The sequence below is a fragment of the Phenylobacterium conjunctum genome, from assembly GCF_042679085.1.
Taxonomy (GTDB): domain Bacteria; phylum Pseudomonadota; class Alphaproteobacteria; order Caulobacterales; family Caulobacteraceae; genus Phenylobacterium; species Phenylobacterium conjunctum.
The window spans coordinates 1-13,138 of record NZ_JBHTLQ010000076.1; the positions used below are offsets into that span (position 1 = coordinate 1).

The 13,138-nt window shown below is 68.9% G+C and carries 15 protein-coding genes; 1 reads left to right on the plus strand and 14 read right to left on the minus strand.

The window, feature by feature from the left end:
• The 4 genes from ACFQ27_RS19255 to rimP form a co-directional block, all read right to left on the minus strand.
• Positions 1–399 (minus strand): IF-2-associated domain-containing protein (locus ACFQ27_RS19255; RefSeq protein WP_377354719.1); only part of this gene is annotated, 399 nt, incomplete at its 3' end.
• A 49-nt stretch (positions 400–448) separates the two neighbouring features.
• Entirely contained in the window at positions 449–1,045 is a 597-nt protein-coding gene (locus tag ACFQ27_RS19260; protein ID WP_377354724.1) for an RNA-binding protein, read from the minus strand.
• Between the two features lie 111 nt (positions 1,046–1,156).
• Positions 1,157–2,842, minus strand: coding sequence for a transcription termination factor NusA (nusA, locus tag ACFQ27_RS19265; RefSeq protein ID WP_374343871.1), 1,686 nt, complete (start codon positions 2,840–2,842; stop codon positions 1,157–1,159).
• 3 nt (positions 2,843–2,845) lie between these two features.
• On the minus strand, positions 2,846–3,397 hold the full coding sequence (gene rimP, locus ACFQ27_RS19270) for a ribosome maturation factor RimP (RefSeq protein WP_374343873.1): 552 nt from the start codon (positions 3,395–3,397) through the stop codon (positions 2,846–2,848).
• A gap of 204 nt (positions 3,398–3,601) precedes the next feature.
• Here rimP and ppa point away from each other — a divergent pair, with 204 nt between their 5' ends.
• A complete protein-coding gene (gene ppa / locus ACFQ27_RS19275; RefSeq protein WP_374343875.1) occupies positions 3,602–4,138 on the plus strand; it encodes an inorganic diphosphatase in 537 nt (178 codons plus the stop codon).
• A 169-nt stretch (positions 4,139–4,307) separates the two neighbouring features.
• On the opposite strand, the gene trmB is transcribed toward ppa, so the two are convergent.
• From trmB to ACFQ27_RS19325, 10 genes are all read right to left on the minus strand, one after another.
• Positions 4,308–4,982, minus strand: a complete 675-nt coding sequence (gene trmB, locus ACFQ27_RS19280; RefSeq protein ID WP_377354720.1) for a tRNA (guanosine(46)-N7)-methyltransferase TrmB — start codon at positions 4,980–4,982, stop codon at positions 4,308–4,310.
• Positions 4,983–5,010: 28 nt separating this feature from the next.
• Positions 5,011–6,231: a methionine adenosyltransferase gene (metK, locus tag ACFQ27_RS19285; protein WP_374343879.1), complete on the minus strand. Its 1,221-nt coding sequence runs from the start codon at positions 6,229–6,231 to the stop codon at positions 5,011–5,013.
• A 117-nt stretch (positions 6,232–6,348) separates the two neighbouring features.
• Positions 6,349–6,777: a helix-turn-helix domain-containing protein gene (locus tag ACFQ27_RS19290; RefSeq protein WP_374343881.1), complete on the minus strand. Its 429-nt coding sequence runs from the start codon at positions 6,775–6,777 to the stop codon at positions 6,349–6,351.
• A gap of 62 nt (positions 6,778–6,839) precedes the next feature.
• The gene (lnt, locus tag ACFQ27_RS19295) at positions 6,840–8,426 is read right to left on the minus strand and encodes an apolipoprotein N-acyltransferase (protein ID WP_377354721.1); all 1,587 of its coding nucleotides are present in this window, start codon (positions 8,424–8,426) and stop codon (positions 6,840–6,842) included.
• Positions 8,423–9,304, minus strand: coding sequence for a hemolysin family protein (locus tag ACFQ27_RS19300; RefSeq protein WP_374343885.1), 882 nt, complete (start codon positions 9,302–9,304; stop codon positions 8,423–8,425). Before ACFQ27_RS19300 ends, lnt begins: the two co-directional genes overlap by 4 nt.
• The gene (ybeY, locus tag ACFQ27_RS19305; protein WP_377354725.1) at positions 9,291–9,749 is read right to left on the minus strand and encodes an rRNA maturation RNase YbeY; all 459 of its coding nucleotides are present in this window, start codon (positions 9,747–9,749) and stop codon (positions 9,291–9,293) included. The genes ACFQ27_RS19300 and ybeY overlap by 14 nt, the downstream gene beginning before the upstream one ends.
• A 5-nt stretch (positions 9,750–9,754) precedes the next feature.
• Positions 9,755–10,738: a PhoH family protein gene (locus ACFQ27_RS19310; protein ID WP_374343887.1), complete on the minus strand. Its 984-nt coding sequence runs from the start codon at positions 10,736–10,738 to the stop codon at positions 9,755–9,757.
• Entirely contained in the window at positions 10,735–12,093 is a 1,359-nt protein-coding gene (gene miaB, locus ACFQ27_RS19315; RefSeq protein ID WP_377354722.1) for a tRNA (N6-isopentenyl adenosine(37)-C2)-methylthiotransferase MiaB, read from the minus strand. Before miaB ends, ACFQ27_RS19310 begins: the two co-directional genes overlap by 4 nt.
• A gap of 52 nt (positions 12,094–12,145) precedes the next feature.
• A complete protein-coding gene (locus ACFQ27_RS19320; RefSeq protein WP_374343892.1) occupies positions 12,146–12,553 on the minus strand; it encodes a Fur family transcriptional regulator in 408 nt (135 codons plus the stop codon).
• Between the two features lie 16 nt (positions 12,554–12,569).
• Entirely contained in the window at positions 12,570–13,049 is a 480-nt protein-coding gene (locus ACFQ27_RS19325; RefSeq protein WP_377354723.1) for a GNAT family N-acetyltransferase, read from the minus strand.
• Between the last annotated feature and the right edge of the window lie 89 nt (positions 13,050–13,138).

Genomic DNA, 13,138 nt, shown 5'->3' on the forward strand with positions numbered 1-13,138 from the left:
CTGGGCGGCGGCCTCGGCGCGGGCGCGTTCCTCACGGGCCTGCTGCTCGGCGGCCTGGCGGGCCTGATGTTCACGGGCGAGCTCAATGGCGCGCTGGCGAGCGCGCATTTCCTCGGCCGACAGGTTGCCCTCAGCGCCGCCGCCCGAGGGGCGCGGGCCGCTCGGCGCCGGCGTGAAGGTCCGCTTCTCGGCGGAGGACGGGGCGGCGAGGTTGCCGCTCGGCGCGGAATGCGGCCGGGCGCGCTTGGTCTCGACGACCACAGTCTTGGATCGGCCGTGGCTGAAGCTCTGCTTCACGGTGCCCGCGCTCACCGAACCGCCGCCCGTGCGGGGCTTCAGGGTCAGGGGCGCGCGTCCGCCAGGGGCGGAGGGTCGGCCGTTGTCGTTCTCGTCGCTCATGCGCTCGCTTTACTTCATCCCGGGCGGATCCCGGGCCTTTCAAATACCATCAGGCGCGCGGAACAGGATCCTGCTCCGCTCGCCACGGCTCCTCGCGCCAACTCTCGGGAAGGAGCGGGCGGAAGCCTGATAACCGCAGGACGTCGAAAGTCCAACGATCGGCGCCGCGCCCCGCAAGGAAGGCGGTGTGTATCACATTCTCGCCGCCTAAGGCCAAACCCAATTCCTCGGCGGCGTAGACAGCCAGCAGACGGGGGGTTCCGGGTGACCTGCGGGCCACAGCCATGATCTTGCGTCGACCGTCCGGAGCGCCGTCGCTGGCCTCGACCAGCCAGGCGACCTTGCCGGATTCCAGGGCGGCGGCGACCTTCTCAAAGCCTGAAATAAGGTCTCCGGCCCGCTTCGCAAGCCCAAGGGCGTCCAGCACTCGCCGGCGGAGCAGATGGTCCACCTGGTCGGCGAGGTCGGCGGGCGCCGAGAGCTTGGCCTTGGCGGAGCGGGAGAACAGACCCTTACGGGCCGCGGTCTCCACCGAGGCGCGGTCCGCGGCGACCCACATCCCCCGGCCAGGCAGCTTGCGCGCCAGGTCCGGCACCACGACGCCGTCCGGGCCGGCCACGAAGCGGATCAACCGCTCCTCGGCCATCACCTCACCGGTGACCAGGTCCCGCCGCTCGCGCGCGGCTTCGGCCAGGGTCCGGGCGCGGGGGCCTGGACCGGCGTCAGCCGGAATGTCGGGAGCGGCGGTCACGCGGTCTTAGGCCTCCGGGTCAGCCGACTGGGCGGGCTGGCCGAATACCTGGTCCTCTTCGGACAGCTCGGCCTCGATCTCTTCCTCGACCACGGTGGGCGGGGCCTCGACCCAGCCCATGGCCACGCGGGCGCGCATGATCAGGGCCTCAGCCTCGGCCGGATCCAGACCGAAGGCCTCCAGGATGCCCGCCTCGCGCACGCGCTCGCCGTTCTTGGTCTCGAACCAGCCGCGCAGATCGTCCGGCACCAGGCCGGCCAGGTCTTCCACCGACTTCACGTCGCCGGCGCCCAGGGCCACGGCCACCGGCAGGGTGACGCCTTCGATTTCCAGGAGGCCGTCCTCCACGCCCAGTTCGCGGCGCTTGGCGTCCAGCTCGGCGGCTTCCTTTTCGAGGAAGTCGCGGGCCCGCGCCTGGATTTCCTCGGCGGTCTCCTCGTCGAAGCCTTCGATCGCGGCGACTTCGGAGTTGTCCACATAGGCCACGTCCTCGACCGAGGCGAAACCTTCAGTGACCAGCAGCTGGGCGATCACCTCGTCCACGTCCAGGGCTTCCTGGAACAGGGCGGTGCGCTCGGTGAACTCGCGCTGGCGGCGCTCGCTCTCCTGGCTCTCGGTCATGATATCGATCTGCCAGCCGGTCAGCTGGGAGGCCAGGCGGACGTTCTGGCCGCGGCGGCCGATGGCCAGCGACAGCTGTTCGTCCGGCACCACCACTTCGACGCGCTCGTCCTCCTCGTCCATGACGACCTTGGAGACTTCGGCCGGGGCCAGGCCGTTGACGATGAAGGTCGCCTCGTCCGGGCTCCACTGGATGATGTCGATCTTCTCGCCCTGCAGCTCGGCCACCACCGCCTGCACGCGCGAGCCGCGCATGCCGACGCAGGCGCCGACGGGGTCGATGGAGCTGTCATTGGAGACCACGGCCATCTTGGCGCGGCTGCCGGGATCGCGGGCCACGGCGCGGATCTCGATCACCCCGTCATAGACTTCCGGCACTTCCTGGGCGAACAGCTTGGCCATGAAGCCGCCGTGGGCGCGGCTCAGCAGGATCTGCGGACCCTTGGTCTCGCGGCGGACATCGTAGATGTAGCAGCGGATCCGGTCGCCGATATTGAAGTTCTCGCGCGGGATCGACTGGTCGCGGCGCATGATGCCTTCACCGCGGCCCAGGTCCACGACGGTGTTGCCGTACTCGACCCGCTTGACCACGCCGTTGACGATCTCGCCCACGCGGTCCTTGAACTCTTCGTACTGGCGCTCGCGCTCGGCCTCGCGGACCTTGCCAGTCACCACCTGGCGGGCCATCTGGGTCTGCACCCGGCCGAACTCGAAGGGCGGCAGGATCTCTTCATAGATCTTGCCGACAAAGGCTTCCTTGTCGGTGCGCAGGGCGTCGGCCAGGCGGCGCACGCCCGGGGGCTCCTCGCCGGGGGCCTCGCCATCGGCGCTCTCGTACACCACGTCGTCAGGGACCACGGTGATCACGCGCTTGACGATGGTCTCGCCGGTCTTGGGGTCGATGCGCACGCGGATGTCGTGCTCGGCGCCGTAGCGGGCGCGGGCGCCCTTCTGGATCGCCTCTTCGATCGCCTCGATCACGACTTCCTTGTCGATGGACTTCTCGCGGGCCACGGCTTCAGCGATCTGCAGAAGCTCCAGCCGGTTGGCCGAAATGCCGGTCAGGCTCATGGGTCAGTCCTCATCGTCGGAAGATTGTTGTGTATCGGCTGCGAGGCGCTGGGCGCGCTCGTCGGCGCCGCGCTTCATCAGCTTGTCGTTCAGCACCAGCTTGGCGTCGATCACCCAGGCGAAGGGGATGAGAGCGGTCTCTTCCTCGCCTTCCAGGTCGATGGCCACGGCGTCGCCCTCGACCCCGGCCAGCACGCCCTTGAACCGCTTGCGGCCCTCGGCCATGCGGTCCAGCTCCAGCCGGGCTTCGAAGCCTTCATAGGTGTCGAAATCCTTCAGCCGGGTCAGCGGCCGGTCGACGCCGGGGGACGAGACTTCCAGCACGTATTCGCCCTTGATCGGGTCGGCGGCGTCCAGCACCTCGGAGACGGCGCGGGACAGGCGCGCGCAGTCCTCGACGTTCATGTCGCCCTGGGGGGTCTCGGCCATGATCTGCAGCCGGCGTGTCTGCTCGCCGCCCATCAGGCGCAGGCGGACAATCTCATAGCCGGCGGCCTCGACCACGGGGTCGAGCAGCTCTACGAGCGATCGGTCTTCAGCGGTCTTGCCGCGCATGTACTCTTCGGCCCTCCGGCCAACAAAAAAGCGGCTGGGCCGGAGCCCGCCGCTCGTAAGCGCTATCCAGCGCTACGGACGATGTTGCAGGTCATATAGCCCTATCGGCGGGGTTTGTCACGGGGGCCTCTTCCCTCGCCTGCGTTCTTGGTCCACAAGCCGCGCCACTTCCTTTCCCCTGTGTGTGAAAAGGCGATCCTCCCCATGGACCTGTCCAAGATTCCCGTCGGCGTGAACCCGCCCTACGACGTCAACGCCATTATCGAGATCCCGCAGGGCGGCGAGCCGGTGAAGTACGAGCTCGACAAGGAGTCGGGCGCGATCTTCGTCGACCGCTTCCTGCACACCGCGATGTTCTATCCGGGCAACTACGGCTTCATCCCGCACACCCTGTCGGACGACGGCGACCCCGCCGACATCCTGGTGGTGGGCCCGACCCCGGTCGTGCCGGGCGCGATCATCCGCTGCCGCCCGATCGGTTGCCTGATGATGGTCGACGAGGCCGGCGGCGACGAGAAGATCCTGGCCGTGCCGGTGGACAAGCTCCACCCGTTCTACGCCGGCGTGGAAAGCTGGCGCTCCCTGCCGGCCATCCTGACCGAGCAGATCGCCCACTTCTTCCAGCACTACAAGGACCTGGAGAAGGGCAAGAGCGTCGAGATCGTCCGCTGGGCCGACCCCGAAGAGACCGGCGAAATCATTCGCCAGTCCATCGAGCGTTACAACGCCAAGGTCGGCTGAGGCGCTCCGGTGTCATCCCGGAAAGCGCGCAGCGCTTGTCCGGGAGCCAGATGCGCGGGGCGTTCCGGATGGATCGGTGTCTCTGGTCCCGGGTCGTGGCCTGTCCTCGGGCCGGCCATCGGCCGGACCCGGGGGGCTTCGCCGAAACCGGGATGACACCGGTTAGGGCCTAAATCCGCACCGCCTCGAGGAACACGGGCGCACAGTCGCCCAGCTTTTTTTCTTCATAGCGCGTGGTGACGTGGTCGGCTGGCGGAGTGCGCCAGTCGTCGGCCCGTTCCGCCTGCCAGGCGAAGGCCGGCGAGGCGATGATCCGCTCCAGCGTCCAGTCCGCATAGTCCGCCCAGTCGGTGGCGAACCGCAGCCGGCCGCCCGGCTTCAGCACCCGCGCCAGCTCGACCAGCATTTCCGCGCTCACCAGCCTGCGCTTGTGGTGCCGGGCCTTGGGCCACGGGTCTGGGAACAGGATGAAGACGCGGTCCAGGCAGCCGTCCGGCAGCCGCGCGATCATCTCGCGCACATCGCCGTCCCACAGCCGCACATTGCCAAGGCCCGCCTCGTCGATATGGCGCAGGGCGCTGGCCACGCCGTTCTGGAACGGCTCGGCGCCCAGGATCAGCACATCGCGGGCGCGGGCGGCCTGGGCGGCCATATGCTCGCCGCCGCCAAAGCCGATCTCCAGCCACACCTCGCGGGCGTCGGGCTTCAGACTCTTGGGATCAAAGGGGGTGTCGGGACAGCGGATCTGCGGCAGCAGACTGTCCATCAGGGCCGCCTGACGCGGCTTGATCGGCCGGGACTTGATGCGGCCGAAGGATCGAAGGGGCGGATGGCGGTCGTCCATCCGCGCCCCTCTAAAGATCGGTCGGGCTTTAGGCCAGCGACTTCAGCGCCGCGACCAGGTCGGTCTTCTCCCAGGAGAAGCCGCCCTCGGCGTCCGGCGTGCGGCCGAAGTGGCCATAGGCCGCGGTGCGGGCGTAGATCGGCCGATTCAGGGCCAGGTGCTCGCGGATGGCGCGGGGCGTAGCGCCGCCGATCAGCTCCGGCAGCACCTTTTCCAGCTTCGCCGGATCGATCTCGCCGGTCTCATGCAGGTCGACATAGAAGCTCAGCGGCTGGGCCACGCCGATGGCGTAGCTGATCTGGATGGTGCACTTGCGCGCCAGGCCGGCGGCCACGACGTTCTTAGCCAGATAGCGGCAGGCATAGGCCGCCGAGCGGTCCACCTTGGTCGGGTCCTTGCCCGAGAAGGCGCCGCCGCCGTGCGGGGCCGCGCCGCCGTAGGTGTCGACGATGATCTTGCGGCCGGTCAGGCCGGCGTCGCCGTCCGGGCCGCCGATCTCGAAGCGGCCGGTCGGGTTGACGTGCCACTTGGTCTTCTTGGTGATCAGGCCCGACGGGAAGACGCTTTCCACATAGGGCTGGATCAGGTCCTTCACCCGCTTCGGCGAGGCCGAATGCAGGCCGATCCGTTTCTTGTGCTGGGTGGAGACCACGATCTGCAGCACCTCGACCGGGCGGCCGTCCTGGTACAGCAGGGTCACCTGGCTCTTGGCGTCGGGCTCCAGGGCCTCGACCTCACCCGAATGACGGACCTCGGCCAGCTTCTTCAGGATGTTGTGCGAGTATTGCAGGGTCGCCGGCATCAGCTCCGGCGTCTCGTCGCAGGCGTAGCCGAACATGATGCCCTGGTCGCCGGCGCCTTCGTCCTTCTTGTTGGACGCATCAACGCCCTGGGCGATGTGGGCCGATTGGGCGTGCAGGTGGCACGCGTACTTGGCCTTGGCCCAGTGAAAGCCCTTCTGCTCGTAGCCGATGTCCTGGATGGCCGCGCGGACCTTGGGCTCCAGGGAGCTGACGATCTCCTTGGTCAGCTTCTTGTTCTCGTCCTTGGACGCGCCCGGCTTGGCGGCGCGGACTTCGCCGGCCAGCACGATGCGGTTGGTGGTCACCAGGGTCTCGCAGGCGACCCGCGCCTCGGGCTCCACGGACAGGAAGGCGTCGACCACGGTGTCGCTGATCCGGTCGGCCACCTTGTCCGGATGGCCTTCGGAGACGCTTTCGCTGGTGAAGATGTAGGAGGAACGGCTCAAGAGGAGACTCCCGAATAGGCGCAAAAGCCCCGAAATCGGGGCGTTCGGATCATTTCGGAAACCTATAAAGAAATCTTTATATCCCGCAAGCGCGATCCTCGGCCGCGGGAATTGCGCCTATTCGGCCGGCGCGGCGTCGTCCTCGTCTTCGGTCATGGTCCGCACCAGGTCGAGGATGCGGCGACGCACGCGCGAGCGTCGGATCTTCGGAAAGGCCGCGGCCAGCTCCAGGCCTTCAGGCGTCAGAAGGAAGGCGTGGGCGGGGGGCGCCTGGGGCTCGCCGGGCGCGCTCAGCGCCGCGTCGCCAAGGCCTTCAAAAAAGTAGCCGATGGTGGTGTCGAGGGCCCGGGCCATCTCCCACAGCTTGGAGGCCGAGACCCGGTTGGCGGCGCGCTCGTACTTCTGAATCTGCTGGAATGTCAGGCCGATGGCGTCGGCCAGCTTTTCCTGGCTGACGCCCAGTTCCTTGCGTCGCAGGCGAATGCGCAGACCCACATGCAGGTCGACGGGGTTGGGGGTTCGGTCGACGTCGAGATCCTTGGCCATGAATCACCCCTTAGCTGAGCCGGCGAAGGACCGTCAAAAATATCGACGTTCGCGTCAATTTCTCATTTGCGGTCGCGACGCCCGACACCCGCCATGGCGACGGAAAGCAGCAGCAAGATGGCGGTGAATGTTTCACCGTGACGCGAATAGGGCGTCGGCGGCCGGGCGGCGGGCAGCTGCGCATCCACCACCCCAAAGCCGCCAAGGCCCAGGCGCTTGCCCGGCAGGATGCGGCCGGAGGCGTCGATCATGGCGGTGACGCCGGTGGGGGTGGCCCGTGCGATGGGCAGGCCTTCCTCAATGGCGCGATAGGCGGCGATGTTCAGATGCTGCAGCGGACCGCTGCCGCCGCCGAACCAGGCGTCGTTGGAGACATTCAGGATCCAGGCGGGCCGGCCCCCGCGCCGCGCGGCCTGGCGCGTGAAGCCCGGAAACAGCGCCTCATAGCAGATAAGCGGCTGCAGGGCGGGCACGCCCTGGGGCTGCAGCGGGGCCGGCTCCGCCCCGGCGGTGAAGTCCTCGGGCATGTGCACGAGGCTGCGGATCCCCAGCTTTCCGGCCAGACCGCCCAGGGGCAGGAACTCGCCAAACGGCACCAGCCGATGCTTGTCGTAGACGCCGGTCAGCACAAGGCCTGGCGCCTCGCGGCGCAGGGCGATCAGGCTGTTGTAATAGAGGGTCCGCCCATCTGGGCCCGGACCGACGCGATTGGCGCCGGTCATCAGGGTCTGGCCGGGCTTCAGGGTCCGGGTCAGGCCTTCCAGGTAGCCGCGGCCGGGAACCAGCAGGTCGTCGATCACCGCCGGCAGGGCGCCCTCGGGCCAGACGATCACATCCGGCGCGCCGGGCCGCGCCGTCAGCTCCAGATAGGTGGCGAAGATCTGGTTCAGGTTCTCGGGCCGCCACTTCTCCTTCTGGTCGATATTGGCCTGGACCAGGCGGATGCGCGGGGCGTCCGGGGCGGGCGCAGGGCTATGGGCCAGGCGGACCGCGCCGGCGCCATAGAGCAGCCCAAGGGCGCCCGCGATCCCCACGGCCGCCCGCATGCGCGCCGACCGGTCGGGCGCGCGCAGCAGGACAAAGCTTGAGGCCAGGGCCACCGTCATCCAGGTCAGGCCATAGGCGCCCACATAGGCCGCAGCCTGGGACGGAGCCGAGCCCGCCGCCCAGGTCTCGCCCGGCAGGTTCCATGGAAATCCGGTCAGGATGTGGCCGCGCAGAAACTCGGTCAGGGTCAGGGCGCCGGCGAACACGAAGGGCCGTGTCCAGCCCCTGGGCGCCGCCAACCGGTGCAACAGGGCCGCCAGCCCCCAGAACAGGGCCAGGCCCCCGCCCATCAGCAACAGGGCGAAGGGCGCCATCCAGCCCTGGGCGGCGGCGTCCACCATGAAGGGCTCGGTGATCCACCAGACCCCAACCGCGAAATAGCCGACCCCGGCCAGCCAGCCGCGCAAGAAGGCCTGGCGCAGGGGTCGCTCGCCCTGCCCTTCCAGCAGATGCAGCAGCACGGCGTAGCCGAGCAGACCCGGCAGGATCCCGAAGGGCGGATGGGCCAGGCCGCAGGCCAGGCCCGCGCCCAGGGCGATCAGGCGCGGCCGCCAGACGGGCGAAAGCCGGTCGAACGAGAACCAGGCCGGCGAGAGCCTCAAGCCTCCTCGGCCTTTTCGGGTTCAGGCGGCGCGACCGGCCGCAGGCGCACCCGCTTCACCCGCCGGGGGTCGGCGTCGATCACCTGGAACTCGTAGCCGTCGGGGTGGGTGATGACCTCGCCCCGCTGCGGCACACGGCCGGCGATGGCGATGACCAGGCCGGCCACCGTGTCGATTTCTTCCTCGAGATCCGGCGGGGCCAGCTCCCGGCCGACGGCGGTCTCCAGCTCGTCCAGGGGGGTCCGGCCCTCAACCTCGAACACCCCGCCCGGCCGGGCGATGACGCCCGCGGCCTGGGCCTCATCGTGCTCATCGTCGATTTCGCCGACCACAGCCTCGACCAGGTCCTCGAGGGTGACCAGGCCGTCGGTGCCGCCGAACTCGTCGATCACCAGAGCCATGTGGATGCGTGAGCCCTGCATCCGCAGAAGCAGGTCGGCGGCGCGCATGGAGGCCGGCACATAGAGGGCGTCCCGCCGCAGTTTCTGCAGCACAGTCGCCTCGGGCCCCGGCGGCTTGGCGCGGCCCTTGGCCGGCGTCGCCATCAGCTTGAAGACGTCCTTGACGTGAACCACCCCCACCGGATCGTCGAGGGTCTCGCGATAGATCGGCATCCGCGAGTGCTCAGCCTCGAGGAACTGCTCCACCAGTTCAGAGAACGGGGTCGACAGCTCCACGGCGACAATGTCGGCGCGCGGCGTCATCACGTCGTCCACCCGCAGGGACTGGAAAGCCTGGGCCTGGTCCACCAGCCGGCCGCCGGTGACGTCGGGCGTGGGGGCTGGATCAATAGCCGCCTTGCCTCTCAGGCGGCGGAGAAGGGCGCGCACGCCCCGGCTTGGTCGCGGCTCCGGGCTCGGCTCTTCAGGACTCGCCATCATCTCCCCGCTCGGCCGCATAGGGGTCAGGCGCCCCCAGACCGGCCAGAATTTCCCGCTCAAGGCCTTCCATGATCTCGGCCTCGTCGTCGGTCTCGTGATCGTACCCTACAAGATGTAGCACCCCGTGCGCCACGAGGTGTTGCAGGTGGTGGGAGAAGGTCTTGCCCTGCTCCCGAGCCTCGGCCTCACAGGTCTCGAAGGCCAGCGAGATGTCGCCCAGGTGGCCCTCGGGATTGGTCGGCGCCGGAAAGGACAGCACGTTGGTGGACTTGTCCTTGCCCCGGAACTGCAGGTTCAGGGCCTGTTGGGCCACGTCATCGGTGAACAGGATCACCACCGAACCCTGGAAGTCGGACGCCTCCAGGGCGGCGATCGCCACCTCTTCGGCCAAGGCGGCGACGTCCGGCTCGGCGTCCTCCCAGCGGCCATCCTCGATCTCGATGTCGATCAAGAGGCCTCGGCCTCCCCCGACCGGCGCTTGCGGGCTTGCGTCGTCTTGGCCTGGTCGGCCTCGTAGGCCCGCACGATCCGCTCCACCAGCGGATGGCGGACCACGTCCTCGGTGGCGAACCGGGCCACGCCCACGCCCTTGACCCCATCCAGCAGGCTGACCGCGTGGGCCAGGCCGGAATCGGCGGGGTTGGGCAGGTCGCACTGGCTGGGGTCGCCGGTCACCACCATGCGCGCGCCCTCGCCCAGCCGGGTCAGGACCATCTTCATCTGCAGGCGCGAGCAGTTCTGCGCCTCGTCAACGATGACGAAGGCATGCGCCAGGGTGCGGCCGCGCATGAAGGCGATGGGGGCGAGCTCGATCTCGCCCTTTTCCCGGCGGCGGCGGAACTGGTCGACGCCCAGGATATCGGTCAAGGCCTCCCAGACCGGCGCCATATAGGGGTCGACCTTCTCCGACAGGTCGCCGGGCAGGAACCCCAGCCGCTCCCCGGCCTCGACGGCGGGGCGCGAGACGATCAGCCGGTCCACCTCACCGCGCAGCAACAGGCCCGCGCCGTGCGCCACGGCCAGAAAGGTCTTGCCGGTGCCGGCCGGACCCAAACCGAATACAAGCTCACATTTGCCAAGGGCGTCGAGATAGCGGGCCTGGGCCGCGGTCTTGGGCGCCACCTGGCCACGACGGCCGGACGGCAGGCCGGCGGGCGCCGCGCCCCGGCCCGTGCGCACCTGGCCGATGGCCACGCGCACGTCGGCCTCGGCCACCTCCAGCCCCTGGTCCACGCGGCGGGCCAGGGTTTCGATCACCTGCTTGGCCGAAGTGCGTGCCTTGGCGTCGCCGCTCAGCGACACCCCGCCGCCAGGGGTCTCGATCAGGACGTCGAAGGCGTCCTCCATCAGGGCGGCGTGACGGCTGGCCGGTCCGGCGACGGCGCGGACGGTTTCGTCCGACAGGGGGATGAATTCGGGGCTGCGGCTCACGCGGGCGCGGTCTCCAGAACGCCGCCCAGGCTCATCTTGGCGGCCGCTTCGATCCGCACCGGAACGATCTGGCCGATCAGATGATCCGGCCCCTCGGCGTGGACCGCCTGCAGATAGGGGCTGCGGCCGTTCAGTTGGCCCGGATGACGGCCTTTCTTCTCGAACAGCACCGGCAGGACCTTGCCCACCTGAGCGGCGTTGAACGCCCGCTGCTGCTCGTCGATCAGGGCGTTGAGGCGCGCCAGGCGCTCGTCCTTGACCTCTTCGGCGATCTGGCCGGGCATGGCCGCGGCCGGGGTGCCGGGCCGGCGCGAATACTTGAACGAGAAGGAACTGGCGTAGCCCACCTCGCGCACCAGGTTCAGGGTCGCCTCGAAATCGCTGTCGCGCTCGCCGGGGAAGCCGACGATGAAGTCGCAGGACATGGCGATGTCCGGTCGGGCGGCGCGGATCTTCTCGATCAGCTTCAGATAGGCCTCAGCCGTGTGGCCCCGGTTCATGGCCTTGAGGATCTTGTCCGACCCCGACTGCACCGGCAGGTGCAGATAGGGCATCAGCTCCGGCAGCTCGGCATGGGCGGCGATCAGGGCCTCGTCCATGTCGCGCGGATGGCTGGTGGTGTAGCGGATCCGGTCGAGCCCAGGGATCTTCGCCAGCTTGCGCACCAGCCCCGCCAATCCTTTTCCATCAGGGCCGCCGTCACCATCATAGGCGTTGACGTTCTGGCCCAGCAGGGTGACCTCGCGCACGCCCTTGTCGGCCAGGGCCTTGGCTTCATCGACGATCTTGTCGACCGGCCGCGACCACTCCGCGCCGCGGGTATAGGGCACCACGCAGAAGGTGCAGAACTTGTCGCAGCCTTCCTGAACAGTGAGGAAGGCGGTGACCCCGCCAGGATTGCGGGTCGCCGGCAGGGCGTCGAACTTGTCCTCAGCGGCGAAGTCGGCGGCCAGGCGCTCGCCCCTCGCCCGATGGGCGCGGGCGATCAGCTCGGGCAGCTGGTGATAGGCCTGCGGCCCGACCACCAGGTCCACGGCGGGCTGGCGACGCATGATCTCCTCGCCCTCGGCCTGGGCGACACAGCCGGCCACGGCGATAGTCATCCGCCCGCCGCCGGCCTCCTGCCTGGCCTCGCGCAGCTCCTTGATCTTGCCGAGCTCGGAATAGACCTTCTCGGTCGCCCGCTCACGGATGTGGCAGGTGTTCAACACCACAAGGTCGGCGTCGTCCGGCTGGTCGGTGACGCCATAGCCCAGCGGCGCCAGCACGTCGGCCATGCGCTCGCTGTCATAGACGTTCATCTGACAGCCGTAGGTCTTGATGAAGAGGCGCTTCTGCTGCGCGGTCCCGGTCATGGCTGGGGTTATGGGGTCGAGGCGGGGCGCGCGCAAGCGCAGCCCGGCCACACTACTCCTCCAGCGGCGTCCCGTAGAGCTCCAGCCGGTGGTCCACCAGCTTGTAGCCGAGCTTGCGGGCGATGGCCTCCTGCAAGGCCTCGATCTCCTCGTCGACGAACTCGACGACCTTGCCGGTCTTCATGTCGATCAGGTGGTCGTGGTGGACTTCGGTCGCCTCTTCATAGCGCGAGCGGCCGTCCCGGAAGTCGTGCCGGGCGATGATTCCGGCCTCTTCGAACAGGCGCACGGTGCGATAGACGGTGGCGATAGAGATGTGCGGGTCGATGGCGTGAGACCGGCGGTAGAGCTCCTCCACATCCGGGTGGTCGTGGGCGTTGGACAGCACGCGCGCGATCACGCGGCGCTGGTCCGTCATGCGCATGCCCTTTTCGACGCAGAGGTTCTCAATACGGTCCACTGGCGCGGCTCCCGAGTCAGTCAGCCTTAGGATAAGCGGCGGGACCCGCCGTGTTAAGGTCGAGGCGCATCACCACCGCATCGGTGCGCACGCCGTCGCCACGATCATAGTAGCCCCGACGCAGACCCGCGCGCTGAAATCCCGCCTGCTCATAGAGGCGAAGCGCGGCGATGTTGTCGGTGGCGACTTCCAGGAACATCTCCGCCGCCTTGGCCTGACGCGCCAGGCCGGCGGCGGCGGCGTCCAGGTCGCGGGCCAGGTCCTGGCGGCGCGCCGGAGGCGCCACGGCCAGGGTCAGGATCTCGGCTTCGCCGGCGACAGCGCGGCACAGGATCATGCCGCAGGGCTCTTCCGCCTGGGCCAGCAGGGCGAAAACACCGGGACTGTCCAGCAGCTCGGTGAGCTCGGCGGCGCTCCAGCCGGGCGTGAACGCCTGCCAGTGAACGGCGGCCAGGGTGTCGGCGGCCTCTGGCCCGACGGCGCTGAGGCGGGTCATGCGCCCAGCTCCCGCCCGCCCGGCAGCTTGGCGTCGGGCGCGCGCAGATAGAGCGGCCTGGGCGGAACCGGGCTGCGCACGGCGGCGAG

Coding starts and splice junctions, on each gene's coding strand:
- ACFQ27_RS19325 (WP_377354723.1), bottom strand. CDS start 13,049: ATGACCCGCCTCAGCGCCGTCGGGCCAGAGGCCGCCGACACCCTGGCC.
- miaB (WP_377354722.1), bottom strand. CDS start 12,093: ATGACCGGGACCGCGCAGCAGAAGCGCCTCTTCATCAAGACCTACGGC.
- trmB (WP_377354720.1), bottom strand. CDS start 4,982: ATGGACGACCGCCATCCGCCCCTTCGATCCTTCGGCCGCATCAAGTCC.
- ACFQ27_RS19290 (WP_374343881.1), bottom strand. CDS start 6,777: ATGGCCAAGGATCTCGACGTCGACCGAACCCCCAACCCCGTCGACCTG.
- ppa (WP_374343875.1), top strand. CDS start 3,602: ATGGACCTGTCCAAGATTCCCGTCGGCGTGAACCCGCCCTACGACGTC.
- ACFQ27_RS19260 (WP_377354724.1), bottom strand. CDS start 1,045: ATGGCCGAGGAGCGGTTGATCCGCTTCGTGGCCGGCCCGGACGGCGTC.
- rimP (WP_374343873.1), bottom strand. CDS start 3,397: ATGCGCGGCAAGACCGCTGAAGACCGATCGCTCGTAGAGCTGCTCGAC.
- nusA (WP_374343871.1), bottom strand. CDS start 2,842: ATGAGCCTGACCGGCATTTCGGCCAACCGGCTGGAGCTTCTGCAGATC.
- ACFQ27_RS19300 (WP_374343885.1), bottom strand. CDS start 9,304: ATGGCGAGTCCTGAAGAGCCGAGCCCGGAGCCGCGACCAAGCCGGGGC.